Source organism: Sphingomonas sp. 7/4-4, assembly GCF_027941955.1.
In the GTDB taxonomy this organism is placed as follows: Bacteria; Pseudomonadota; Alphaproteobacteria; order Sphingomonadales; family Sphingomonadaceae; genus Sphingomonas.
The window spans coordinates 575,324-600,075 of sequence record NZ_CP115960.1; the positions used below are offsets into that span (position 1 = coordinate 575,324).

Below are 24,752 nucleotides of genomic sequence, written 5' to 3' on the forward strand. Positions count from 1 at the left end.
GTCATTGATGTTGCAGAATGTTGCTGGCGAAGAGCGTGGCATTTATGCCACGGTTTAGGCGCTAAAATGTTACCAATCCGTAGAAATACGTAACTTTATTACGTTTACTATTAGGCGGGCCACTGCACGGAAGATGCCGCAACCCGGCTGCGATGCATTTATGACTTGGTCCTGACCCCCGACCGCGTCCCCTCTCCGGAGCGCCATCTGATCGCGTTCATCGGCTCGGCGTGTTGCAACAATGATACACTGTGGTAACAACCGGCATCCGGTGTTGCGATGCAGCGGGAACGGAAACACTGCAGAAACATAGTCCGGAAAAGTCGGGCACTTGTTTAAAAAGGGAATTGTAATGGCGTTTTTCCTTGTTCGCTCGCGTCGGCCAGGTAGCCGCGCGCGTCTCGCTCTGGCCTCGTCGCTTTTGGCAATGACGATCGCCACCCCGGCGTTCGCGCAGGACACGCCGGATCCGGCGCCGGCACAGACCGACACGGCAACGGCCGCCCAGGACCAGGAGCCCGAGACGGAGATCGTCGTCACCGGTTCGCGCATCGCGCGCCCCGAGCTGTCGCTGCCCAATCCGGTGCAGGTGCTCAGCGCCGAGACCATCGAACAATCGGGCAAGGTCAATCTTACTGATTTCCTCGTCAACAGCCCGGCACTGCTCGGCTCGCAGACCAGCATCCTCTCGGCGGGCTCCAATCTCTCGAACGCGCAGGCCGTGGGCACCAACCTGCTCGACCTGCGCAATCTCGGCACCGCGCGTACGCTGGTGCTGGTCGACGGCCGCCGCCATGTCGCGGGTGCGCCGGGCCTTGCGGCGGTCGACATCAACACCATTCCGACCGATCTGGTGGAGAAGGTCGACATCCTGACCGGCGGCGCCTCGGCGATCTATGGCGCGGACGGCGTTTCGGGCGTGGTCAACTTCATCCTCAAGAAGGATTTCGAAGGGCTGCGCGTGCGCGGTCAGACCAGCATCTCGCAGCGCGGAGATGCGGGTGATCGCTTCCTCGCAGTAACCGCGGGCAAGAACTTCGCCGACGGGCGCGGCAATGTCACCTTCGCCTATGAATACAACCAGACCGACCGGTTCAGCCAGCGCGATCGTCTGAATTACGGCAAGACCGGACCGTCCTACGCCTTTGTGCGCAACCTCGACGATCCGAACGGTCCCAGCGACAATGACGGCGTTCCCGATCGTATCCTCTACACCAACCTGCGCTGGGCAGACAGCTCGCCAGGCGGCGCGATCGACCTCGACGGCGATTTCGCGCCCGATCGCACCGGTGAAGGCGGGATCTACGACGTGGGCACCTATCTCCCCGGTTCGGCCTTCACGATCGGGGGATCGAGCACCCCGCGCGAAACCTATTATGGCGACTACACGCCCTATTCGCGGCGCCACATCGCCAATGTGATGGCACACTACGAATTCAGCCCTGCGTTCGAGCTCTATGCCGAAGGCAAGTACGTCCGCTCGAAGGCCTATACCTTCGCGCAGCCGACCTATGACTTCCTGACCGAGCTTGCACCGGACAACGCCTATCTGCAGCAGCGCTTCGGCGCCGATGCAGCGAACGGCGCAGTGTTCAGCCGCGACAATTTCGACTTCGGCATCCGCCGCTACGAGATGGAGCGCGAGCTGTTCCGCACCGTGGTGGGCGCGAAGGGCGAGATCGCGTCGAACCTCAACTATGACGTCTCTTATGTCTTCGGCCAGTCGACGCAGGAGAGCACCAACCGCAACGACCGCATCACCGAGCGTTATTATGCCGCGCTCGACGCAGTATCCGACGGCGCCGGCGGCATCACCTGCCGCATCAACCTGCCCGGGCAGACGACCATCCAGGGCAATAATTACGGCGGCCAGCCGGTCTATAACGGCGCGCCGAAGACCTTCACCCCGGCCAGTGCGTACCGCTCAACATCCTCGGCGCGGGCTCGCCCTCGCAGGCGGCGCTCGACTTCGTGACCGTCGATCACAGCGACTGGGCGCGCATCCAGCAGCACGTCGTTTCCGCGGCATTGTCGGGCAATACCGGTTCGTTCTTCAACCTGCCGGGCGGCCCGATCGGCTTTGCGATCGGCGCGGAGTATCGCAAGGAAAGCAGCAATTACATCCCGTCGGACTATAGCCTGGCCGGCGCACTGATGGACGATGCGCCGAAGCGGGTCGACAAAGGCAGCTTCGACGTCAAGGAAGTGTTCGGCGAAATCAACCTGCCGATCCTCGCCGACATGGCGTTCGCCAAGAACCTGTCGATCGGCGGCGCAGTCCGCTTTTCGGATTATTCCACCATCGGCCGCACCACGACCTGGAACGTCAACGGCAGTTATTCGCCGGTTCGCGACATCACCTTCCGCGGCACCTATTCGGAGGCGGTCCGCGCGCCGAACATCGTCGAGCTGTTCGCCGGCGGTAGCGGCTCGTATGAGTTCATCACCGATCCGTGCGGCATCGATCGCGTCGCGGAAGGAACCCAGTATCGCGCCGCGAACTGCACCGCGGCGCTGACCGCGCTCGGCGTGAATCCGGCGACGTTCGATCCGGGAGACGACTTCACGTCGCCGCAGAACAGCAGCCTGCTGGGCTTCCAGGGCGGCAACCGCGATTTGACCCAGGAGACCGCGAAGACCTGGACTGCGGGCGTCGTCCTGCGCCCGAGCTTCGTGCCCGGCTTCGAGCTGTCGGCGGACTGGTACGACATCCGCCTGAAGCAGGCGATCCGCTATTCGACCGCGCAGGACATCGTCGACCTGTGCGTCGACCAGCCGGACCTCAACAACTTCTATTGCGGCCTTATCCAGCGCAGCCCGACCAACGGCTATGTCTCGTTCTTCACGATCAATCCGCAGAACGTGGCGGCGTACGAGACCGCGGGCCTCGACGTGTCGCTGAACTACCGTTTCCAGCCGTTCGACGATGTCGGCACGTTCAATATCTCGCTCCAGGGCAATTATCTGAACAAGCTGAAGTTCGTGCCGACTGCGGGTGCGGACCCGGAGAACGAACTGGAATCGGCGGTCTATCCGGCGCCGAAGTTCAGCGCGATGTTCGATCTGACCTGGATCAAGGGTCCGGTGAAGATGAACTACGGCATCAACTGGTGGTCCAAGACCCGCCGTGCCACGCCGGAACAGGCAGCGGCCAACCCCGATTACTACCCCGCCGGCTACATGTGGTACAAGGAGAAGTGGGAACACGAATTCTATGTCGCTTATGATGTGAGCGACCGCTTCAACATCTATGCCGGCGTGAACAATCTGCTCGATACCAAGCCGGATGTGGGCGCGACCGCCTATCCGATCAGCGCGGTCGGCCGGTCGTTCTTCCTGGGCGTCAAGGCCAACATCTTCTGATGGCCTCCAGCTGCTGCGGCAGCCGGACTTAAGACAGAGATTGAGGGCCCGGCGATGCCGGGCCCTTTTTCGGTGCTCAAGTCGACCGATCCGGCATTTGCGTCGGATCGTCCCGGCGAGCCCGGCGGTGTTGCGACCGACGAGAGATTGCTTCGTTAGACCTTTGAATTGTGAGGGATAGCGAAGCGCATCTCGATGCCGAGCCCGCACGCGAACGGATCGCCGAGATCCTGCGACTGGCTATGGGCGCGCCCGAAGAAGAGGCGCTGGAGGACGAGACCCGGCGGCTGATGCTGCAGCTCTCGATCGAGCCACTCGACAACGCGCGTCCCGAGCTCACGCCCGCCGTGCCGCCCCGGCAAACGCGGCGGCCGCTTCTCAATCGGCTCCTCGGCAAGACCGCGGAGGCGCCGCGCGCATAGCGGCGCCAGCAAGCCGCTTTCCGATCGGCGGCGCTTTGCCTAAGGGTTGGGCATGATGGTGCAGCGAAGCCGCGGAGGAGCGGCTTGATCGAGATTCCGCAGTCGGCGGCGATAGTGGCGGGGGCAGTGCTGGCTCTGCTGCTGTTTTGCGGCACCTGGATGCTGTTCGCCGGGTTGCGGATCCGCGCGGAGGCACGCGAGAGCACCCATCGGGAAGCACGGCTGATGGCGCTCGTCACCGGATCGCCGGCGCAGGCGATGGTGGTGCGCGCCGACGGACGAGTCGAGGTACCGCGGCGGCTGGCGGACTGGCTGGGGCTGGATCTGATGCCGCGGGAGCTTTCCGACCTCGCCGGCATCGAGAACGGGCTGGTCGCGGCCGACGCCGCCGCCCTTTCCGAACATGTGATCGCGGCGCAAAAGGCGGGGCAGCCGTTCAGCATATCGGTCCGCGCGCAGGGATCCGAACGCGCATTGCTGGTGATCGGCGAGCGCGCCGGCGAGGCAATGCACGCGCCCGGCGGCGTGGTCTTGTGGTTCCTCGACGCGACGGAGAGCCAGGGGAAATCAACCGCCTGCAGCGCGAGGCGATGCTGCTCCGCACGGCGTTCGATGCGCTGACCGCGCTGATCGAGGCGGCGCCGATGCCGATGTGGTATCGCGGGCCCGACCTCCGGCTGCTGATGGTCAATTCGGCCTATGTTCGCGCCGTCGAGGGCCGCGACAGCGAGGATGTGGTCGCGCGCGGGCTCGAACTGGTCGAAGGCGCGGGGTTGGGCGGGCCGCTCGCCAACGCCGCGATCGCCCGCGACACCGGCGAGCCGCAGACCGCGGCGATGCCCGCGACGATCGGCGGCGCGCGGCGGATGCTGCGGCTGCACGATGTGCCGCTGCCGACCGGCGGCGTGGCGGGGTTCGCGATCGACATCGAGGAATTCGAGCAGCTGCGCGGCGGGCTGAAGCGCTTCGGCGAGGCGCAACGTGCGATGCTCGACCGCCTGTCTGCCGGGGTGGCACAATTCGCGCCCGATCGGACGCTGGCGTTCTGCAACCAGCCGTTCCAGCGCATGTTCGCGATGAAGAACGAGTGGCTGGCCGATCGCCCCGAGTTCGATCGCGTGCTCGATCGGATGCGCGAGGCCAATCGCCTGCCGGAAGTGCGCGACTATCCTACGTGGAAGGCCGAGCGCCGCGAATGGTTCATCGAACCCGACGCGGTGGAAGAGACCTGGACCGTCGCGAGCGTGCATCTGCGCGTGGTCGCCCAGCCTTTACCCGAGGGCGGGCTGCTGCTCATCTTCGAGGACCGTACCCAGCAATTCGAGCTGCAGCGCGAGCATGACGAGATGCAGCAGGTGCGCACCGCGACGCTGGAAAGCCTTGCCGAGGCTGTCGCGGTGTTCGGCAAGGGACGGCTGCAGCTGTGGAATCGGAAGTTCCGCCAGGTCTGGGGTTTCGAGGACAGCTTCCTCGACGGGCATCCCCAGATCGGTCAGTTGGTCAAGGCGGCGGGGTCCAGGCTCACCAATCCGGATCGCGCCGAGGTGCTGGGCGATCTGATCCGCATGGCCGCCAAGGATCGGCAGACGCGCGGCAGCAGCGTGGCGTTCGCCGACGGGCGGCATTTCGAGATCACGGCGGTGCCGCTGCCCGACGGCAACGCATTGGTGACGATGCTCGACACCACCGATCACCACCGGGCGGAACGGGCCCTGCGCGATCGCAACGAGGCGCTGGTTGCGGCCGATCGGGTCAAGACCGCGTTCGTCGCGAACATGAGCTACGAGCTGCGTACGCCGCTCACCTCGATCAAGGGCTTCACCGAGATGCTGCACGGCGGCTTCGCGGGCAAGCTGACGAAAAATGCGGTCGAATATACCGAGGCGATCCTGGTCTCGGTCGATCGGCTGAGCGCGCTGGTCGACGATGTGCTCGATCTGACGCAGAGCGAGGGCGCGCCGCTGGAAAAGGTTCCGGTCGATCTGGAGCTGGCGGCCAACGCCGCCGCCGAGGCGATCGCGCCGCTCGCGAAGGACAAGAAGATCGAATTGGTGGTCGAGGATACCGGGACCGCGGGCAGCGTCACCGGCGATCTGCGGCGGCTGCGGCAAGTGATCGAGCATCTGCTGCGCCACGCAGTGGCGAGCACGCCGGAAAATGGCCGCGTGCTGCTCCATCTCGACGGCAACAGGAAGGTGGCGCGGGTGATCGTTTCGGACAATGGACCGGGCATGAGCGCGGAGGCCGTGTCGCGGGCTTTCGACAGCTTTGCCCAGCACGGCATATCGCGCAACGGCGAGCGCGCGCTCGCGCTGGGCATGCCGCTCGCGAGGCAGTTCGTCGAGGCGCATGGCGGGCGGATCGAGCTGATCTCCGAGCCGGGCGAGGGGACGCTGGTGACGGTGGAGCTGCCGCGGTGAGGAGTGCTTTCCTCGATCCTCCCCGGAACGGGGAGGGGGACCATTGGCAAAGCCAATGGTGGAGGGGCTTGCCACGAGCGATTCCTTCGCGGCGCCCCCTCCACCACGCCCTTCGGGCGCGGTCCCCTCCCCGTTCCGGGGAGGATCTTGAATGCTGCTATCCTCTCCCGAAGAATCGCTCGCGCTGGGAGCGCGACTGGCCGAGCTGGTCCGGCCGGGCGACGTGATCGCGCTGTCCGGCCCTTTGGGCGCGGGCAAGACGAGCATCGCGCGCGGACTGCTTGCGGCTTTGGGGTTGGAGGAAGAGGCGCCATCCCCCAGCTTCGCAATCGTCCAGCCTTATGCTCCCCCGAAGTCCGCTTTCCGGTGCTGCACGTCGATCTCTATCGAGATCGAAGAGGCCGGGGAGGCGGAGGAGCTGGGGCTCGACGATGCGCGCGAGGATCTCGCTGCTGATCGTCGAATGGCCCGAGCGGCTGGGCGATGAATATTGGCGCGACGCGCTGTGGCTCAGCCTGGAACTGACGCCGGACGGCGCGCGTGTCTTGACAGCGAAGGTGCCCGCGGCATGGAGGGACCGATGGCCCCTGATATGAACCCGCCCGCCGCGGCGCCCGACTTCCTGATCGCCGCCGGATGGGAGGGGGCCGAGATCCGGCCGCTCGCCGGCGACGCTTCGTTCCGGCGCTATTTCCGCGTGGTACACCACGATCGCAGTGCGATCCTGATGGACGCGCCGCCGCCGCACGAGGATCCGCGCCCGTTCATTTCGATCGCGCGCTGGCTGACCGGGCGCGGCTTTGCGGCGCCGGCGATCCTCTCGGAGAATCTCGAGCATGGTCTCGTCCTGCTCGAGGATTTCGGCGACGCGCGGCTGCGCGAGACGGTCGACGCCGCACCCGAGAGCGAATTGCGGCTGTACGAAGAAGCTGTCGACCTGCTGATCCGGCTGGGGCAGCACGAAGCGGCGGATATCCGCGCCTATGACCTTGCCGAATATCAGCGCGAGGCAGGGCTCCTGCCCGAATGGTACGCCCCGGCGGTGGGCTGCGAAGTCGACAATCAGGGCTATGTCGATGCGTGGGATGCCGTGCTCGCGCCGCTGCTCGCGGGTCATACGCCCGTCACGGTGCTGCGCGATTACCATGCCGAGAACATCATGCTGATCGAAGGCAGTGAGAGCTTGGGCCTGCTCGATTTCCAGGACGCGTTGGCCGGGCACCCGGCCTATGACCTCGTCTCGCTGCTGCAGGACGCGCGGCGCGACGTGGCGCCCGAGCTCGAGACGGCGATGCTCGATCGCTACAAAAGGATCACCGGCGCGGGCGATGCTTTCGACGTGGCCTATCATGTGCTCGGTGCACAGCGGAACGCCAAGATCGTCGGCATCTTCACCCGGCTGTGGAAGCGCGACGGCAAGCCGCGCTATCCGGGATTGTGCCCGCGCGTCTGGGGCTATCTGGAGCGCGACTTGAAGCATCCGGCGCTCAAGCCCGTGGCCGACTGGTTCGACGCGAATATCCCCGCCGAGCTGCGCGGCGACCCTCTCGCCATCGTCGGCGAATGAGCGCGATCTATTCGCTGCGGCCGCAGCCCGATGCTGCCGTGCCCGAGACCGCGATGGTGATGGCCGCGGGGCTCGGCAAGAGGATGCGCCCGCTGACCGCGACGCGGCCCAAGCCGCTGGTCGAAGTCGCGGGCAAGGCGCTGATCGACCACAGCATCGATCACCTGCGCACCGCGGGTGTGAAGCGCGCGATCGTCAACGTCCATTATCTCGCCGACCAGATGGAGGCGCATCTGCGCGCGCGGGTGAAGGATATCGAGGTCCTGATCTCCGACGAGCGCAAGCAGCTGATGGAGACCGGCGGCGGCATCGTCCAGGCGCGCGAACTGATCGGCGACAAGCCGTTTTTGTGCGTCAACAGCGACAATCTGTGGATCGACGGCCCGGTCGACGCGATCCGGGCGCTTGCGGCGCAGTGGGACGATGACCGGATGGACGCGTTGCTGCTGCTGATCCCGCTCGCGCGCGCCAATTGCCACAAGGGGCAGGGCGATTTCCGGCTCGACGCGATGGGACGGATCACCGAACGGCGCAAGCCGGGGCGGCTGGCACCCTTCGTGTTCATCGGCGTCTCGATCCTCTCCCCGCGGCTGATCCGCGACTGGCCCGAGGGGCCGTTCTCGACCAATTTGTTCTTCAATCGCGCACTGGAGGCGGGGCGGCTGTGGGGCGTGGTGCACCAGGGGCTGTGGTTCGACGTCGGCACGCCGGCGGCAGTGGGCGCGGCGGAGGCGGTGCTGGCGCAGATGTGACGCTTTCCGCTAGGGTCACCCGACCAATGCCCGAACGCCTCCATCTCTACACCATCCCGCCGCACCGCGCCTTTGCCGACGCGCTGGCGATCGGGCTGGTGAGGCGGTTCGGGAGCGATCCGCTCAAGCTGGCGCGCGGGCTGGTGCTGCTGCCCAACAACCGTGCCAAGCGCGCGATCCAGGACGCGTTCGTCCGCGCCAGCGAAGGCGGGCTGCTGCTGCCGCGGCTGGTCGCGGTCGGCGATCCCGAGCTCGACGAGGCCGTGTTCGACCGCGCCGACGATGCGGAGCCGATCCCGCCCGCGGTCGATCCGCTCCAGCGCCGGATGATCCTCGCGCGACTGATCCAGGAAGCGGGCGCTCCGGTCGACGCCGCGGAGGCGGTGCGGCTGGCGGGCGAGCTCGCCACCACGCTGGACCAGCTGCTGATCGAGGAAGTCGCCCCGCGCGCGCTCAAGGAGATCGAGCTCAGCCAGGAGCTTTCGGCGCATTGGGAGCGCTCGCTCGAACTGTTCGAAGTGGTGCTGACGCGCTGGCCGAAGGAACTCGAGCGGCTCGGGCGGATCGATCTTGCCGAGCGGCGGCGGCGGCTGATCGACAAGATGGCGAAGCGATGGCGGAGCGCGGCGCCCGAGGGGTTCGTCTGCGCCGCGGGCATCACTGCCTCCGCGCCGGCTTTCGCGCGGCTGCTGCGCACCGTCGCGGAGCTGCCGCAGGGGATGGTGGTGCTGCCCGGGCTCGCCACCGGGATCAGCGAGGCCGAATGGGACGCGCTCGGGCCGCACAAGCCCGATCCGGTCACCGGACGGCGTCGGCGGAGCCTCGAAAGCCATCCGCAATTCCATTTGAAGCTGCTGCTCGATCGGATGGGGGTGCATCGCAGCGAATTCGATCCGTGGCGCGTGGTCAGCGAGCATGATGCGCCGCCGGCGCGCAGCAAGGCGATCGCGTCGGCGATGGCGCCGCCCGAGCTGACGCATGGCTGGACATCGCTTCCCGCCGCCGAGCGCCGCCTCGACGGCGTCCGCGTGCTCGACGTCGCGACTCCTGCCGAGGAGGCGCAGGGCATCGCGCTGGCGCTGCGCGAGGTGCTGGAGACGCCGGGGCGGACTGCGGCTTTGGTCACGCCCGATCGCGCGCTCGCCCGGCGTGTCGCGGCGCATTGCGCGCGCTGGGGGATCGCGGTCGACGATTCGGCGGGGCAGCCGCTGTCGATCCTGCCGCCGGGGACCTTGTTGCTCGCGCTCGCCGACGCGGCGGCGCAGGGCTTCGCGCCGCTGCCGCTGCTGACCCTGCTCAAGCATCCGTTGACGATGGCCGGGCGCCGCGCCGAATGGCTGGAGGGCGTGCGCCTGCTCGATCGCGCGCTGCGGGGACCGCGCCCGGCGCCGGGACTTGGCGGGATCGACCGGCATCTGGCCGAGCAGGACGGCCGCGACGGGCATTTGCGCCGGGCCGCGGAACGCTGGTGGCCGGAAGCCCGGGCGTTGCTCGCCCCGCTGGAGGCATTGTTCGCGGGCGGGCCGCAGCCGGCGCCGGCGCTGCTGGCGGCGCTGCGCGAGACGGCGCAGGCGCTGGGCGGCGACGCGCTCTGGGCACGCGCCGAGGGACGCGAGGCTGCCGGCCTGCTCGATAGCGCCGAGCGCGAGGCGGCGAACGGCCCGCCGCGCGCGGAGCCCGAGACGCTCGCGCCGATGCTGCGCACCTTGATGGAGGAAGTCGCGGTCCGGCCGCCGCAGGGCGGGCATCCGCGGCTCTCGATCTTGGGGCTGATCGAGGCGCGGCTGCAGACTGCCGACCTGATGATCCTCGGCGGGTTGAACGAAGGCGTGTGGCCGGGGCTGCCCGCGCCCGATCCGTGGCTCGCGCCGCGGATCCGGGCGGAATTGGGGCTGCCGGGGCTGGAGCGCCGCATCGGGCTCTCGGCGCACGATCTGGCCGGGGCGCTGGGGGCGCCGCAAGTGCTGCTCACGCGGGCGCGGCGCGATGCCAGCGCGCCGACGATCGCCTCGCGCTTCTGGTTGCGGCTCGAGGCGCTGTCGGGTGGGCTGGAGCGGGCAGGGGAGATCGAAGCGTGGCTGCGCGGGATCGACGATCCGGGCGAGCATCTGCCCGCCGATCGGCCCGCGCCGCAACCGCCTGTGGAGCTGCGGCCCAAGGCGCTGTCGGTCACCGAGGTCGATCGGCTCAAGGCCGATCCCTACGCGTTCTACGCGCGGCGTATGCTGCGGCTGATGCCGCTCGACCCGGTCGATGCCGATCCGAGCGCGGCGTGGCGCGGCACCGCCGTGCACGCGGTGCTCGAACGCTGGTTCGAGGAGGATGATTGCGCGCCCGACAAATTGCGCGCGCGGGCCGAGGCGATGCTGGCCGACGAGCGAACCCATCCGATGATGCGCGCCTTGTGGGCGCCGCGGCTGAGGGAGGCGATCGAATGGATCGCGGGCGCGATCGCCGCCGATCCGTCGCGCAAGGTGATCGCGGTGGAGAAGCGCGGCATGATCCCGTTCGCCGGGGTGGAGCTCAGCGGCACCTTCGACCGAGATCGACCGGATGGGCGACGGCAGCCTTGCGATCGTCGACTACAAGACCGGCAAGCCGCCCAGCCTTGCCGCGGTGCGCGAGGGATTCAGCCTCCAGCTTGGGCTGCTCGGGCTGATCGCCGAGCGTGGCGGATTCGAAGGGATCGCGGGCCGCGCGAAGCAGTTCGAATATTGGTCGCTGTCGAAGAACAGCCGCGGGACGTTCGGTTATATCGAGAGCCCGTGCGATCCGAAACGCCGCGATTATCTGCCGGCGGACGACTTCATCGACCGAGCGGTGGCGCAGTTCGAGGGTGCGGCACGGATGTGGCTGACGGGGGACGAGCCGTTCACGGCGAAGCTCCACCCCGATTACGCGCCTTATGCCGAGTATGACCAGCTGATGCGGCGCGACGAATGGTATGGGCGTGATTGAGGTCGTCCTTCTTGCTCCCTCCCTGTAAGATCGCCGGGTCGGCCATGCCCCCGGCATGGCCTGAACAGTGCGGGGCACTGTTCACCCGGCGATGGGCCGGGGGTGGGTGCGCGGCGCCAGCCGCGCGGTCTCGGCCCGCGTCGAAGTCGCCGGTCGGGGCATCGAGCCCCGCCCGCCGACACCCACCCCTTGATCCCCTCCCTAAGAGGGAGGGGAGAATGAGCGTTCGGCCCCTCCACCCCCTCAAGGGAAATCAGCGCCGCGCCAGCGATCCCGCGCGCCATGTCTGGCTCTCCGCATCGGCGGGGACGGGCAAGACGCAGGTGCTCGCGGCGCGGGTGTGGCGGCTGCTGCTGGCCGATATGGATCCCGGCGCGATCCTGTGCCTGACCTTCACCAAGGCGGGCGCGGCGGAGATGTCCGAGCGAGATCACCAGCCGGCTGGCGCGTTGGGTGCGCGCCAGCGACAAGGAGCTGGTCGCCGATCTCGAGGCGCTGGGCGAGAGCATTTCCCCCGAGGGCCGCGCCCGCGCGCGCACCTTGTTCGCCAAGGTGCTCGATGCGCCGGGCGGGGGATCCGCATCCAGACGATCCACAGCTTCTGCCAGTCGTTGCTTTCGGCCTTCCCGGTCGAGGCTGGGCTGGTTCCGGGCTTCCGTCCGCTCGACCAGCGCGAGGAAGCGGTGCTCGCGCGCGAGGCGCTGGCCGAAATGCTGATCGATGCCGGACGCGGGGGCGCACCGGGCTGATCGACGCGGTCGGGGCGCTCAGCCTGAGGCTGGGCGAAGGCAAGGCCGAGGCGTTCCTGAAAATGTGCGCGTCGAATGCCGAGGCGATGGACACGCTGCCCAGCGGCATCCAGCCCTTCCTGCGCCGCGCGATGGGCTTGCCCTCCGGCGACATTGCCGCCGAGATCGAGCGAAGCTGCGGCGACGATGTGTTCGATCTCGCGGGTATGCGCGAGATCGCCGCGATGAACGCGAATTGGGGCACCAAATCGGGGCTCGCGCGCGCCGAGGAGATCGCGATGTGGCTGACGCTGCCGCCGGGCAAGCGCGCGCTGCGGCTGGCCGATCTCCACTCGGTGTGGGCGACCGCGAAGGGCGAGCCGCGCTCGTTTGGCAAGGGGCAGGCGCCGCAGGAGCCGGGCTATGCGGAGATCGCGATGCGGCTGCACGGGCGTTGCGCCGAGCTGCTCGGGATGAAGGCCCAGGCCGAGTTCGCCGACCTGCTCGCGCGCGGGCTGGAGGCGGGGCGAGCCTATGCCGACACCTATGCGCGGGCCAAGCGCCGGGTGGGCGCGGTCGACTTCAACGACCTGATCCGCCGCACCGTCGAGCTGCTCGGCCAGCCGGGGATGGGCGAATGGGTGCGCTACAAGCTCGATCAGGTCACCGAGCATGTCCTGATCGACGAGGCGCAGGACACCAACCCGCAGCAATGGGCGATCGTCAGCAAGATCGTCGACGAGTTCTTCGTCGGCGAGGGAACGCGCGCCGAGCGGGTGCGCACGCTGTTCACTGTCGGCGACTACAAGCAGGCGATCTTCGGCTTCCAGGGCACCGATCCGATCTATTTCCGCGCGGCATTCGAGCGGTTCCGGGCGCTGTCCAATTTCCGGCCCGATGCCGGGTTCGACGTCGAGCCGCACCCGGTCGAGGAATTGTCGCTGACGCACAGCTTCCGCTCGACCGCGCCGGTGCTCGAATTCGTCGACGCGGCGATCGCCGAGCTGCCCGAGCCGGGCATGGGCACCGACGGCGAATTGCACGCCAGCGAAGTGCCCGGCCCCGGCACGGTGACGCTGTGGACGCCGACGATCGAGGGCGGCACCGAGGCCGAGGAAGAGGAATGGGTCCGCGACGCGACGCGCGAGCACGCGAAGCGGATCGCCCGGGCGATCAAGGCCTGGCTCGCCGATGGGCTGATGCTCGAGAGCAAAGGGCGGGCGCTTCGCCCCGAGGACGTGATGATCCTCGTCAAGCGGCGCGGCGAGCTCGCCTCGCTGATCGTCGCGCGGCTCTATGCCGAGGGGTGCCGGTGGCAGGGGTTGACCGGCTCCGGCTCAATGCGCCGCTCGCGGTGCAGGATCTGCTCGCGGCGGTGCGCTTCGTGCTGCAGCCGGAGGACGATCTGTCGCTGGCCTCGCTGCTGGTGTCGCCGCTGATCGGCTGGAGCCAGGACGAATTGATGGCCGCGGCGCTGCGGCCTCGGCACGCGTCGCTGTGGAGCCATTTGCGCGATATCGCCAAAGATCGGATCGCGCCGCTGGAGGCTTTGCTCAACCGCGCCGATTTCACCACGCCCTATCGCTTCCTCGAGGAGATCCTCTCGGGACAACTCGACGGACGCCGGAAATTGCTGCTGCGGCTTGGCGAGGAGGCGCGCGATCCGATCGAGGAGTTGCTCAACGCCGCGCTCAATTTCGAGAATGTCGCAACGCCTTCGCTCCAGCGCTTCCTCGACTGGTTCGATCGCGGCGATGTCGAGATCGTCCGCGATGCCGCCCAGCCGGCGGGCGCGGTGCGGGTGATGACTGCGCATGGCGCCAAGGGGCTGCAGGCGCCGATGGTGATCCTCGCCGACGCGACTGTCGATCCAACGCGGAGCCCGCGCGATTTCCTGCTCTGGGCGCCGGAGGATTACGAAAATGCGCCGTTCCCGATCTTCCGGCCGCGCACGGCGGAGCGGGGCGGGGCGCTCGATGCCGTGGTCGCGCAGGTCGATGCGCGCGAGCTGCAGGAGCATTGGCGGCTGTTCTACGTCGCGGCGACGCGTGCCGAGGAGCGGCTGGTGATCACCGGCGCGCTGGGGCCGCAGGCGAAGGGCGAGCCGCCCGCCGCGAGCTGGTACGCGGCCTGTGCGCGGGCTTTCGACGCGCTGGGCGTGGCGGAAGGCGATATCCGGGAGTTCCGTGGGCTCGTGCCGCCTGCACCTGTCGTGGCGATTGCGCGAACGGTGGAGTCCGAGGGTTCGCACCCCGCGCTGCCCGAGTGGATTGCGCGTCCGGCGCCCGCGGAAGCCCGTCCGCCGCGGCCGCTCGCGCCCTCGTCATTGGGCGACGACAGCGTCGCCGATCCGCCGCCCGGCCCGGCGATGCGCGTCGCTGCCGAGCGCGGGCGCCTGCTGCATGGGTTGTTCGAGCGATTGCCCGCGCTCGCACCCGACATGCGCGAAGCGGCGGCCGAGCGCTGGCTGGCCGGGCCGGGCGGCGTGGCGGATGCCGCGGCGCGTTCGGAGATTGCGGGCGCGGCACTGGCAGTGATCGGCGATCCGCGTTTTTCTGCGCTGTTTGCACCCGATGCGCTCGCCGAGGCGCCGATCGCGGCGGTGGTCGAGGGGCTGGTCGTGTCGGGCACGGTCGACCGGTTGGTGGTCGGCCCCGACAGCGTCCGCGTCGTCGACTTCAAGACCGGGCGGCGGGCGCCGGGCAGCGTCGAGGATATCCCGCCTTATCATCTGCGGCAGATGGCGGCCTATTCCGCGGCATTGGCGGTGATCTTTCCGGGGCGACGGATCGAGGCGGCGTTGCTCTATACCGCGTGGCCGACGCTGCACATTCTGCCGGCCGGTCTGCTCGAAGCGCACAAGGCGGACTTGGTCGCCAAGGAGCAAAGCTTGGCTTCGCGCGCTTGAGCCGGGAGCGCCGGAGACATAGATACACAGTCAAGAACCTATCAGGAGACGTTTCCATGGCCACTCAGGCTACCACCGACGCCAGCTTCGACGCCGATGTCCTCCAGGCGGACAAGCCTGTGCTCGTGGATTTCTGGGCCGAGTGGTGCGGGCCGTGCCGGATGATCGCGCCGGCGCTCGAGGAAATCGCCGCCGAGCTCGGTGAGCAAGTCAACATCGTCAAGCTCGACATCGACGCGAACCCCGATGCGCCGACCAAGTACGGCGTGCGCGGCATCCCGACGATGATCCTGTTCAAGAACGGCCAGGTCGCCGCGACCCAGGTCGGCGCGATGCCCAAGAGCGGCATCAAGCAGTGGATCGAGCGGGAGCTCTAGGAGCCGCCAGGCTTCAGCGTGGTGCGGCCGGCGGCCTGGCCGTCGACCGCGCTGCGGCTGAACAGCATCGGCTGCATCCTGCCTTCGATCCACGGCGCGTATTGGTCGCGATAATGCGGCGAGCGCGGTTCGTTGGATTGGCCGGGCAGGTTGAGCATCAGCGAATTGTCCCACGCGCCGACGTCGATGACCTGCAGATAGCTCGCGCCGCCGCCGACGCGCCACCCCGGGCCGCTGCCCAGCCAGCGCGCCATCACCGTATAGGAATCGCCGCCCGTTCCCCTGCCTTCGATGGCGGGGAAGGCGGCGGCGATCGCCGGAATGCGCGACAGCGGATGCTGGATGCGCACCTGATGGAGCGTGTCCCAACGCCACGTGGCGGGATCGGCACCGAGCAACTCGCGTGCCGAGGCCCAGGCGGCGGCTAGCGCGGCATCCAGCATCGCATCGCGCGCCGCTAGCGGATCGGCACCGAGCCGCGCGTCGGGTTTCGCGAGCAGGCCGAGCAAGACCGAGGGGGCGATCTCGGTCACCAGCGCCTTTGCGCGAGCAGGCACGATCGCGGCGAGCATGCGCCTGCCGAGATCGCGCCACAATATCTCGAAGAGCGCCGCCGCTCCGCTGTTCGCGTCGAGCCGCGCATCCCATCGGCGCAGCATCGTCACCGCTGGCCTGGCGGCTGGCGACGGATTCGCGGGCAAAAGCGCGATCAGCTGCTTGGCGGGCGTCGACAGCGTGTCGTGGTGGAGCGCGACGCTGTCGGCGAGGCTGTGCCGCTCCTGATGCGACAGGACGTCGACGATGCGCTCGTAGCGATAGGGATCGCGGAACGAGAAAGCCGGTATGCGATCGCGCGGCCAGTCGGCGGGCAGATTGTTCTGGTTGGCCGAGGCGAACCAGCCTTTCGACGGATTATATTCATTCGGCAGCGCCTCGAAATCGCGCATTCCGGTCCAGTCGTAGCGACCGTCGCCGGGCACGGGGAGAAGCCCGTCCTCCTTCTTGCGCACCGGCGCATAGCCGATCACTTGCCAGCCGGTGTTCCCGTCCACATCGGCATAGTGCAAGTTGGTCGGCGAGGGATGCAGGCGGAACGCCGATTTGCGCAGGCTCTTCCAGTCCTTTGCGAGGTTGATCGCGATCATCGCGAACGAACCAGAGGCACCCGGCTGCATTCCGATGGCGGCGACTGCGGTGGCGCGGCGCCGGGCAGGGTTGTGGGATACCACCGGCCCCTGTTCGGAATATCGCAGCGTCACGTTGCGCGCGGGTCCGCCGCGCACCGGAATCGCCACTTCCACCCGGCGGAACCGCTTCCAGCCGCCGTCATGGCGATAGCGCTCGGGATCTTCGGGATCGAGCTCGAGCACGAACAGATCGAGCTGGTCGATGTGGAAATTGGTGCGGCCGAACGCGAAGCGATCGGTGTGGCCCTGCATGATCCCGGGCAGCCCGGGCGAGCCGCCGCCGATCACGTCGAGCCCCGGCGCGCTCAGATGCGCGACATGGCGCGGGCCGAAGCCGCCGATGCCAAGGTGCGGATCGTTGGCGAGGATCGGGCGCCCGGTGGCGGTGCGCGAGGGCGCGACGGTCCAGGCGTTGCTGCCGGCATTGGCGCGCTCGGCCGGGCCCGCGGCGGGATCGGCGACCGGTGTCTCGGCGCTGAACGGCAGGCTGCCGAGCTGGAGCATGCCGAGATCGGCGATCGAGACGGCGGCCGCATCCAGCCCTTCGGGGACCTTCATCTGCCAGGCGGGACGGAGCGGCGCGATGATCGCGTCGAGATCGAGCAGGCCCAGCGCGGCGAGCTGCGCGCGGCGGACTTCGTCATCGGCATTGTCGATCGAGGCGCCGCGCGGGATCACGAGATCCTGCAGTTCCCAGCGAAGCGGAGTGACGTCGAGGATCTTGTATTCGAGTGGCAGCAGCGAACGATCGGCGGCCACTTCGTCGATGCGCGCGTTGATCCCCGCGACATAGGCGCGGGCGCAGGCGAGCACGTCGTCGGGCACATCCCGCAGCTCGGCATCGAGATCGCCGCGATAATGGAAGAGACGGGCGGTGGCGTCGTGCCTCGCGAAGTCGGGCCCGAACGCCTCCGCCAAGCGGCCGAGCTCGCGGCGGTGCGAGAGATCGAGCTGGAACATCCGGTCGCGCGCGACGACATAGCCCTGACCGAAAAAGGCATCGGGGATCGATGCCGCGCGGATGTGCGGCACGCCATAGACGTCGTCGACGATCTCGATCGGGGCCTCGGGCCCGCGCACGACGGCCTCGCGCGCCTGGGCTGGCCGAATGCGGCCGAGCGCCGCTACGGGCGCCAATGCGAGCGTCGCTGACGAGCCAAGCAGGAAGGAACGACGGTCGAACACGGCAATCTTCCCCGCTATGGCACTCGAACGCGAGGCTAGCGCCGTGTGCGCAACGCCGTCTCATGGCGAGGGCTACCCCACCCATAGGGTCAGGTTATGGCCGCAACCCATAGTCCGCGGCTATGGCCCGATAAAGCCAAAGAACTCCGTCCCCTGTTGACGCTTCGCGCGACCACGGCGCACCTTCGGTTCCGCTATGGCCCATGTAACCCAAAAGAGGTTGCAGGATCATGCTGTGCGTCGCCGCGGAGGGCATGCGCGCGGGCCGGTTCGCCGGTCTCGATAATTTATCCCAAGGGGGGCCATAATGACGAATCCACGCCGGCAAGCGGATCTTGCAAGTTTCTCGAGCATGGCCGCGCTGGCGCTGGCCTCTCTGATGGCATTGCCCGCCGCCGCGCAGACGGCCGGGTCCGGCGTCGCGACGGTGCAGGAGACCCCGGCCCAGAGCGAAGCGACGGACGAGGACGAACTGGTCGTCACCGGCACGCGCATCATCCGCGACGGCTTCCAGGCACCGACGCCGCTGACCGTGCTGACGCGCGACGATATCAACAACACCTCGCCGACCAACAACATCGCCGATTTCGTCAATCAGCTGCCGCAGCTCGCCGGTTCGACCAAGCCGGCCAATTCGCGCCTCAACCTGTCGAACGGCTCGGCCGGCATCAACGCACTGAGCCTGCGCAACCTCGGCGAGGGCCGCACGCTGGTCCTGCTCGACGGCCGCCGCTCGGTCGGTTCGACGATCTATGGCTGGGTCGATATCAACACGATCCCGCAGGGGCTGGTCGATCGCGTCGAAGTGGTGACCGGCGGCGCCTCGGCGGCTTATGGTTCGGACGCGGTAGGCGGCGTGGTCAATTTCGTGCTCAACAAGAAGCTCGAGGGCCTGCGCGTCACTGCCGAATCCGGCGTCACCACATATGGCGACGGCTTCAATTATTCGGGCAGCATCTCTGGCGGCAAATCGTTCGCCGGGGGCGCGGCCACTTCCTGTTCAACGCGGAGAAGGCGCACCAGGACGGTATCTTCGATATCAACGCGGTCGATCGCGGGTGGAACCACACCGGCTATGTGCGGGTCGAGGATCCGAACTGGACGGCCAATGCCACGACGCCGCGCTATATCACGACCTTGCGTCAGGTCGGCGCGGCGAACTCGACCCCCGGCGGACTGATCACCGCATCGGCCGGCACCTCGGTGAATGCGCTGCGCGGCCTGTATTTCGGTCAGGGCGGCTCCGTGAACGTCTTCGATTATGGCGTGCTCCAGTCTCCCACCTTCAGCCGCGTGAGCGGCACTTCGCATCCCAGCGTCGTCCAGGGCGGATCCTGGCAGGTCAACGATTCGGGTCGCCGTATCGGCCTGATGCCGAAGGACGACCGCTGGGGCGTGTTCGGCCGGCTGAGCTATGAAGTGGCGGACGGCGTCGAGCTGTTCGCCGAGGGCTCGTACAACCACCAGAAGGTGTTCTTCAACGCGGGTCCGAACCTGTCGACCGGCATTACCTACAACACCACCGGCTGCACCGCGGTGCCGGTGCCGGTGACCTGCAACGCCTATGCGTTGCAGGCACTGGGCGCGGCCCGCCTTGCCGGCGTCACCAGCGTCACCGTCGCGACCACCGCGGCCGACCTGCCGTTCCGTGGCATCGACAATGAGCGCAAGGTGCAGCGCTACGTGATTGGCGCCGAGGGCAGCTTCGAGGCGTTCGGCAATGTCGGGCATTGGGACGTTTATGCCCAATATGGCCGCTCGGACGTGCGCGAACAGTTGCGCAATATCATGCACACCGCGCGGATGAACAACTCCACTGCCGCGGCATTCGCACCTGCCGGCAACACGCGCGGCTATGCGGTCGGCTCGATCCAGTGCCTCGTCAACGTCAATCCCGACCCCGCGGACGACGATCCGAACTGCGTGCCGCTCAACCGCCTCGGCGTGGGCGTCGCGAACGCGGCGGCGGTCGATTATGTGCTGGGCGATCCGTATCGCGACCAGACGCTGCAGCAATATGTCGTCGGCACCAACTGGGCGGTCACGCCGTTCGCCACCTGGGCGGGCGACGTCAGCGTCTCGTTCGGCGGCGAGGCGCGCAAGGAAAAGATCCGCGGCAGCGTGCCGACCGAGTTCCAGCCGGTCATCACCATAGGTTCGAACGGCCGTCCCACCACGGCGAATGCCTGGTCGGTCGGCAACTACCTGCCCTTCACCGGCGAATACAGCGTCAAGGAAGCCTATCTCGAGACCGTCATTCCGCTCGGCCTGGGCCTCGAGTTCAACGGTGCGGTGCGTGGCACCGACTATTCGAACTCCGGCTATGTCACCACCTGGAAGCTGGGGGCGACCTGGGCGCCGATCGAGGATATCCGCTTCCGCGTGACGCGCTCGCACGACATCCGCGCGCCCAACCTCAACGAGCTCTATCAGGCCGGCACCGCCAACAGCGATTCGGTGTCCAACCCGGTCTTCGTTGCGGATGGATCGAAGGGCCCGCGGACCTACAGCTATTCGGGCCTGACCACCGGCAATCCGGACCTGCGTCCGGAAGTCGCCAATTCGTGGAACGTCGGCGCCGTGCTGTCGCCGCGCTTCCTGCCCGGCTTCACGGCATCGGTCGACTATTTCCGCATCGACCTGGCCGATGCGATCGACTCGATCAGCGCGCAGGAAACCGTGAATCGCTGTTATGCCGACGGCAATCAGGACTTCTGCGACGCGATCACCACCGATCCGGCACGTTCGCAGCCCAATGCACCCTATCTGCTGATCCGCACCCAGCCGTTCAACTATGTCCGCAGGCTGGTGCGCGGCATCGATTTCGACGCGGCCTATCGCATTCCCGTCGGCGGCGACAACATCACGCTGCGGGGCGTCGCGACGCGCTACATCGAGAATCTGGCGGTGACGGGCATCGCGGGCTCGGCACCCGTCAACACCGTGGGCGCCAATGGCGGGCAGGCCAGCACGCCGACCTGGATCTTCCGCGGCAGCCTCAACTATGCGTCGCCGACCTTCTCGGCGACCGTCACCGGCCGTGGCGTCAGCGCGGGCAAATATGTCGCGAACGGCATCGAGTGCACCAGCGGGTGCCCGGTCTCGACCACGAACTTCCCGACCTACAACAACAACCAGGTGTCGGGGCTGTTCTATGCCGACCTCAATCTGACGCAGAAGATCGCCGTCAGCGGCACCTCGGAGGCCGAGATGTTCTTCAACGTGACCAACCTGTTCAACCGCTGGCCGCTGCTGGTGCCCGAGACCGGCAACGCCTCGAACAGCACCTATTCGGACATGCTCGGCCGGCAGTTCCGCGTCGGCATCCGCTTCAACCTGAAGTGAGGGGGCGGGCGCTAGGCTGAGGATTCATATTCAAAAAACGTCATCCCCGCGAAAGCGGGGATGACGAAGAGAGGACGAGCCCGTTAGTCAGATCAACAGCTTGAATAGGTTCTCAACCTAGCGCCCACGGACCGGCGCCAGCACCACGGTCTCGCCGCCGCGCGCAGTCATCACCAGCTTGCCGTTTCGGTTGCGGCTCACGCTCAGCGGCTGGCCGAACAGCTTGATCAGTTTCTGCTCCTGCGTGTTGAGCGTACCCGGGCACGCGCGCCGCGTCGTCGCCAGCGGTCCGGCGGTCAGCCGGCCGCGCTCGAAGCGGAAGCCGCCGTTGAAATTGTTGCAGCCGGTGCTGCCGCTCATCTTCGTGTTGGTGAAGGACACGCGCGGGTTGCTTTGTGCCACCGGCGGGCGCCCGGCGATGGACTGGATCCTCCACTCGCCCTCGATCACCGAACTCGGCGCGGGCCGCTCGGACAGCACATCACCGCCACAGCCACGCAGCGTGCGCCCGCGCAGGGTCACCGTGACGGTGTCGTGGAAGGTCCGGTCGCTCATCCCGTCGCTGCACTCGACATGGGTGATGTCCACCGTCAGGCCGCGCGTCACATAGCGCTCGCCATTGAAGCCGACGATCGGCCGCGGCTTGGCGACGGTGACCACGCGCCCCTCTGCGGGCTGGTAGCGAATCCGACTGCCGTCGATCGTCAGCGACCAGAACGGTTCGGTGCCGAGCGCGCGATAGGGCTGGGCGTTCGACTGGGCCAAGGCGGGCAGGGCGGCCAGCGTCAGCAGTCCGGCGGCGGCGATCTTGATCATGATATTTCTCCCTCTTCGCGGCTTTTCTGCCGCCACGCGGCTGAACCGCACGTGGCCGTAACGATCGGCGCCCGTTCAGGATGCTGGCAATGTAGGATTTGCCGTGCCAGCCTCATACCAGCTCTTTGACATCGTCCGGCCCCGTCAACAAACCCACGCACGAATATTATAATTCCGCGCAACGGAATTTCACGATTCGCGGGCAAAGTGCGAAGTTAAGCGCCGCGAATCCTACTCAGCACCTCATATGCCATCACTGCCGTGGCGACCGCCGCATTGAGGCTGTCGGCTTTGCCGAGCATCGGGATCTTGACCAGCAGGTCGCATTCTTCGGCCATGAAGTCGGGCATGCCCTGCGCCTCATTGCCGGTGAGCAGGAAGGTCAGCGCCTGATAGGCCGGCGCCTTATAGTCGTGCTCGGTGTCGAGGCTCAGGCCCACCAACTGCCCCGGCCCCGCACGCAGCCATGGCACGAACTCGGCCCAGCTCGCCTTGGCGACCGGCACCGTGAACAGCGCCCCCATGCTCGCGCGCACGGCTTCCACCGAGAAGGGATCGACGCAGTCGTCGATCAGGATCAGCCCGCCCGCGCCGACCGCGTCGCCGGTGCGCAGGATCGTGCCCAGATTGCCCGGATCGCGCAGCCGCTCGGCGACCAGCCAGATCGGCGCGGCGGCGCGGTCCAGATCGGCCAGCCCGAGCGCGAACTCGGGATAGACGCCCACCACGGCGCCCGGATTATCCTTGCCGGACAGCTTGGAGAGGATGTCGGCATTGGTCTCGATCGCCTCGCCGCCCATCGCCTCGGTGGCCTCGACCAGCGCCCGCACCAGCGGGTGGCTCGCCATATCCCTGGCGAAGAACAGGAACTCGGGCAGCCGCCCAGCCTCGCGCGCCTCGGTCAGGATGCGCAGCCCCTCTGCGAGGAACAATCCTTCCTCGCGCCGGTGCCGCTTGTCGCGCAGCAGCCGGACGCGCTTGATCAGCGGATTGGAAAAGGCGGTTATCTCGCGGGGCATGGGGAAGCCTTAACCCGTTCGCCCTGAGCTTGTCGAAGGGCTCTTCTTCTTTGGTGGAAAATCGATCGAGAAGGTGCTTCGACAAGCTCAGCACGAACGGATCGGGGTGCTCCGCTATTCCTCGCCGAAGCGCGCCTCGACGAGCTCCGCCAGCGCCTGCACGGCTTCGTGCGCGCCGTCGCCCTCGGCGCTGATCGTGATCGAATCGCCCTTGGCGGCGCCGAGCATCATCAAATCGAGGATCGAAGTGCCCGAGGCGCTCGATCCATCCTTCTCGACGATGAGCTCGACCGGCTGGCCGGTGGCGAGCGTGACGAACGCCATGCTGGCACGGGCATGCAGGCCGCGGCGGTTCTCGATCATCACGGTACGGATCGCCCGGCTCACGCGGCGGCCTCTCCCAATACCTCGGATGCGACGGTGATGTATTTGCGCCCCGCGTCGCGCGCGGCGGCGACGGCTTCGGTCACCTTCATCGTCTTGCGCGCGCTGCCCAGCCGGATCAACATCGGCAAGTTGATCCCGGCGATCACTTCGACCCGACCCGCCTCCATCAACGAGATGGCAAGGTTCGAGGGCGTGCCGCCGAACAGGTCGCTCAGCACGATCACGCCGCGACCCTCATCGACGCGCGCGATCGCCGCGGCGATGTCCGCGCGGCGGGCCTCCATATCGTCGTCGGGGCCGATGGAGATCGGTTCGATCCGCTCCTGCTGGCCCACCACATGTTCCATCGCGACCACGAACTCTTCGGCGAGTCGTCCGTGCGTCACGAGCACCAAACCAATCATCTCAAACTCCGCCCCCTGATATGGTCACCGGGGTCCCCTCCAGCGAGTCCTGCGGCGCGGTCTGCAAATCGCGGTGCATCACCGTGGGCGAAAATCCCTCCTCGCGCAACCGCCGCGCCATCCGTTCGGCGACGTGAACCGAGCGATGGCGGCCCCCGTACACCCGAATGCGGCGGTAACATATGCCTTTCCCTCAGCCTGATAGCGCGGAAGCAGCAGCAGCAGCAACGCCTCGATCTGCGCCATCGCCTGTCCATAAGCGGGATCGTCCGCGATATAGGCCGAGACCTCGTCGTCCCGTCCTGTCCCGGGACGAAGCGACTCCACCCAATGCGGATTGCGCAGAAAACGCATGTCGAAGACCAGGTCGGCGTCGCGCGGCAATCCGCGGGCGAGATCCGAACGAAGTGATCGTCAGCACCGTCTTGCCCATCCCGTCGCCCGCGAAGGTCGAGCGGATCTGCTGCTGCAGCTCGTTGGAGGAGAGGCTGGTGGTGTCGATCAGCCGGTTGGACCAGCGCCGGAGCGGCATGAGCAGCTCGCGCTCGCGGGCGATGCCGTCGCTCGCCGGCCGATCCTGCGCCAGCGGATGGCGGCGGCGCGTCTCCGAATAGCGCCGCTCGAGCTCGGCGCCGGCGCATTCGAGGAACAGCGTGCCGACGTGGTGGCCGTCCTCGCTCAGCTTCTTGATGCGCCGGACGATGCTCTCGGCGTCGAAACCGCGAGTCTGCGTGCCGATGCCGAGCGCGAGCGGGCGCTCGTCATCGCCGTCGGCGCCTTCGCCGGGCGGGGTATCGAGCAGGCGGTTGAGCAGCAGAAGCGGCAGATTGTCGACTGTTTCCCAGCCCAGATCCTCGAGCGTCCTGAGCACGGTCGATTTGCCGGCGCCCGACATGCCCGTGACGAGCAGGATA

17 protein-coding genes and 3 pseudogenes are annotated in these 24,752 nt (G+C 67.5%); 14 read left to right on the forward strand and 6 right to left on the reverse strand.

Annotated elements, in window-relative coordinates; translation table 11 throughout:
* Window positions 1–427 precede the first annotated feature (427 nt).
* The 12 genes and pseudogenes from PIB19_RS03030 to trxA all read left to right on the forward strand — a co-directional run bounded on the left by PIB19_RS03030 (window position 428) and on the right by trxA (window position 15,495).
* Complete coding sequence (locus tag PIB19_RS03030) at window positions 428–1,975, forward strand: TonB-dependent receptor plug domain-containing protein (RefSeq protein ID WP_271239626.1); 1,548 nt, start codon at window positions 428–430, stop codon at window positions 1,973–1,975.
* On the forward strand, window positions 1,972–3,363 hold the full coding sequence (locus tag PIB19_RS03035) for a TonB-dependent receptor (RefSeq protein WP_271239627.1): 1,392 nt from the start codon (window positions 1,972–1,974) through the stop codon (window positions 3,361–3,363). The genes PIB19_RS03030 and PIB19_RS03035 overlap by 4 nt, the downstream gene beginning before the upstream one ends.
* Before the next feature lie 170 nt (window positions 3,364–3,533).
* Complete coding sequence (locus tag PIB19_RS03040) at window positions 3,534–3,785, forward strand: hypothetical protein (protein ID WP_271239628.1); 252 nt, start codon at window positions 3,534–3,536, stop codon at window positions 3,783–3,785.
* A gap of 84 nt (window positions 3,786–3,869) precedes the next feature.
* A pseudogene (locus tag PIB19_RS03045) lies at window positions 3,870–6,205 on the forward strand (ATP-binding protein).
* A 151-nt stretch (window positions 6,206–6,356) separates the two neighbouring features.
* The gene (locus PIB19_RS03050) at window positions 6,357–6,692 is read left to right on the forward strand and encodes a tRNA (adenosine(37)-N6)-threonylcarbamoyltransferase complex ATPase subunit type 1 TsaE (protein WP_336297248.1); all 336 of its coding nucleotides are present in this window, start codon (window positions 6,357–6,359) and stop codon (window positions 6,690–6,692) included.
* Between the two features lie 105 nt (window positions 6,693–6,797).
* Window positions 6,798–7,772, forward strand: a complete 975-nt coding sequence (locus PIB19_RS03055) for an aminoglycoside phosphotransferase family protein (RefSeq protein WP_271240895.1) — start codon at window positions 6,798–6,800, stop codon at window positions 7,770–7,772.
* On the forward strand, window positions 7,769–8,524 hold the full coding sequence (locus PIB19_RS03060; RefSeq protein WP_271239629.1) for a nucleotidyltransferase family protein: 756 nt from the start codon (window positions 7,769–7,771) through the stop codon (window positions 8,522–8,524). Before PIB19_RS03055 ends, PIB19_RS03060 begins: the two co-directional genes overlap by 4 nt.
* Before the next feature lie 26 nt (window positions 8,525–8,550).
* Window positions 8,551–11,482: pseudogene (gene addB, locus PIB19_RS03065) on the forward strand (double-strand break repair protein AddB).
* Window positions 11,483–11,700: 218 nt separating this feature from the next.
* Window positions 11,701–12,231 (forward strand): UvrD-helicase domain-containing protein, encoded by a 531-nt coding sequence (locus PIB19_RS03070; protein ID WP_271239630.1) that lies wholly within the window; start codon window positions 11,701–11,703, stop codon window positions 12,229–12,231.
* Between the two features lie 62 nt (window positions 12,232–12,293).
* Window positions 12,294–13,649, forward strand: a complete 1,356-nt coding sequence (locus PIB19_RS03075) for a UvrD-helicase domain-containing protein (RefSeq protein ID WP_271239631.1) — start codon at window positions 12,294–12,296, stop codon at window positions 13,647–13,649.
* Window positions 13,650–14,050: 401 nt separating this feature from the next.
* Window positions 14,051–15,118 carry a PD-(D/E)XK nuclease family protein gene (locus PIB19_RS03080; protein ID WP_271240896.1) on the forward strand — a complete coding sequence of 356 codons (1,068 nt, stop codon included), beginning with the start codon at window positions 14,051–14,053 and terminating at the stop codon, window positions 15,116–15,118.
* Between the two features lie 56 nt (window positions 15,119–15,174).
* Window positions 15,175–15,495 carry a thioredoxin TrxA gene (gene trxA, locus PIB19_RS03085; RefSeq protein ID WP_056619782.1) on the forward strand — a complete coding sequence of 107 codons (321 nt, stop codon included), beginning with the start codon at window positions 15,175–15,177 and terminating at the stop codon, window positions 15,493–15,495.
* Here the strand turns inward: trxA and PIB19_RS03090 are convergent.
* A complete protein-coding gene (locus PIB19_RS03090; RefSeq protein ID WP_271239632.1) occupies window positions 15,492–17,867 on the reverse strand; it encodes a penicillin acylase family protein in 2,376 nt (791 codons plus the stop codon). The genes trxA and PIB19_RS03090 overlap by 4 nt on opposite strands.
* A gap of 307 nt (window positions 17,868–18,174) precedes the next feature.
* On the opposite strand from PIB19_RS03090, the gene PIB19_RS03095 reads away from it, so the two are divergent.
* Both PIB19_RS03095 and PIB19_RS03100 read left to right on the forward strand, forming a co-directional pair.
* On the forward strand, window positions 18,175–19,047 hold the full coding sequence (locus PIB19_RS03095) for a TonB-dependent receptor plug domain-containing protein (RefSeq protein WP_271239633.1): 873 nt from the start codon (window positions 18,175–18,177) through the stop codon (window positions 19,045–19,047).
* Entirely contained in the window at window positions 18,945–21,212 is a 2,268-nt protein-coding gene (locus PIB19_RS03100) for a TonB-dependent receptor domain-containing protein (protein WP_271239634.1), read from the forward strand. The genes PIB19_RS03095 and PIB19_RS03100 overlap by 103 nt, the downstream gene beginning before the upstream one ends.
* Window positions 21,213–21,329: 117 nt before the next feature.
* On the opposite strand, the gene PIB19_RS03105 is transcribed toward PIB19_RS03100, so the two are convergent.
* From PIB19_RS03105 to rapZ, 5 genes and pseudogenes are all read right to left on the reverse strand, one after another.
* Window positions 21,330–22,028, reverse strand: a complete 699-nt coding sequence (locus PIB19_RS03105; RefSeq protein ID WP_271239635.1) for an META domain-containing protein — start codon at window positions 22,026–22,028, stop codon at window positions 21,330–21,332.
* A gap of 215 nt (window positions 22,029–22,243) precedes the next feature.
* Entirely contained in the window at window positions 22,244–23,047 is an 804-nt protein-coding gene (locus PIB19_RS03110) for a TrmH family RNA methyltransferase (protein ID WP_271239636.1), read from the reverse strand.
* Window positions 23,048–23,161: 114 nt separating this feature from the next.
* A complete protein-coding gene (locus PIB19_RS03115) occupies window positions 23,162–23,434 on the reverse strand; it encodes an HPr family phosphocarrier protein (protein WP_271239637.1) in 273 nt (90 codons plus the stop codon).
* Window positions 23,431–23,838, reverse strand: a complete 408-nt coding sequence (locus tag PIB19_RS03120) for a PTS sugar transporter subunit IIA (RefSeq protein WP_029934455.1) — start codon at window positions 23,836–23,838, stop codon at window positions 23,431–23,433. Before PIB19_RS03120 ends, PIB19_RS03115 begins: the two co-directional genes overlap by 4 nt.
* Before the next feature lies 1 nt (window position 23,839).
* A pseudogene (gene rapZ, locus PIB19_RS03125) lies at window positions 23,840–24,733 on the reverse strand (RNase adapter RapZ).
* Window positions 24,734–24,752 lie beyond the last annotated feature (19 nt).

Coding starts and splice junctions, on each gene's coding strand:
- PIB19_RS03055 (WP_271240895.1), top strand. CDS start 6,798: ATGAACCCGCCCGCCGCGGCGCCCGACTTCCTGATCGCCGCCGGATGG.
- PIB19_RS03050 (WP_336297248.1), top strand. CDS start 6,357: ATGCTGCTATCCTCTCCCGAAGAATCGCTCGCGCTGGGAGCGCGACTG.
- trxA (WP_056619782.1), top strand. CDS start 15,175: ATGGCCACTCAGGCTACCACCGACGCCAGCTTCGACGCCGATGTCCTC.
- PIB19_RS03105 (WP_271239635.1), bottom strand. CDS start 22,028: ATGATCAAGATCGCCGCCGCCGGACTGCTGACGCTGGCCGCCCTGCCC.
- PIB19_RS03075 (WP_271239631.1), top strand. CDS start 12,294: ATGTGCGCGTCGAATGCCGAGGCGATGGACACGCTGCCCAGCGGCATC.
- PIB19_RS03110 (WP_271239636.1), bottom strand. CDS start 23,047: ATGCCCCGCGAGATAACCGCCTTTTCCAATCCGCTGATCAAGCGCGTC.
- PIB19_RS03080 (WP_271240896.1), top strand. CDS start 14,051: ATGGTGATCCTCGCCGACGCGACTGTCGATCCAACGCGGAGCCCGCGC.
- PIB19_RS03070 (WP_271239630.1), top strand. CDS start 11,701: ATGAGCGTTCGGCCCCTCCACCCCCTCAAGGGAAATCAGCGCCGCGCC.
- PIB19_RS03060 (WP_271239629.1), top strand. CDS start 7,769: ATGAGCGCGATCTATTCGCTGCGGCCGCAGCCCGATGCTGCCGTGCCC.
- PIB19_RS03030 (WP_271239626.1), top strand. CDS start 428: ATGACGATCGCCACCCCGGCGTTCGCGCAGGACACGCCGGATCCGGCG.
- PIB19_RS03120 (WP_029934455.1), bottom strand. CDS start 23,838: ATGATTGGTTTGGTGCTCGTGACGCACGGACGACTCGCCGAAGAGTTC.
- PIB19_RS03095 (WP_271239633.1), top strand. CDS start 18,175: ATGACGAATCCACGCCGGCAAGCGGATCTTGCAAGTTTCTCGAGCATG.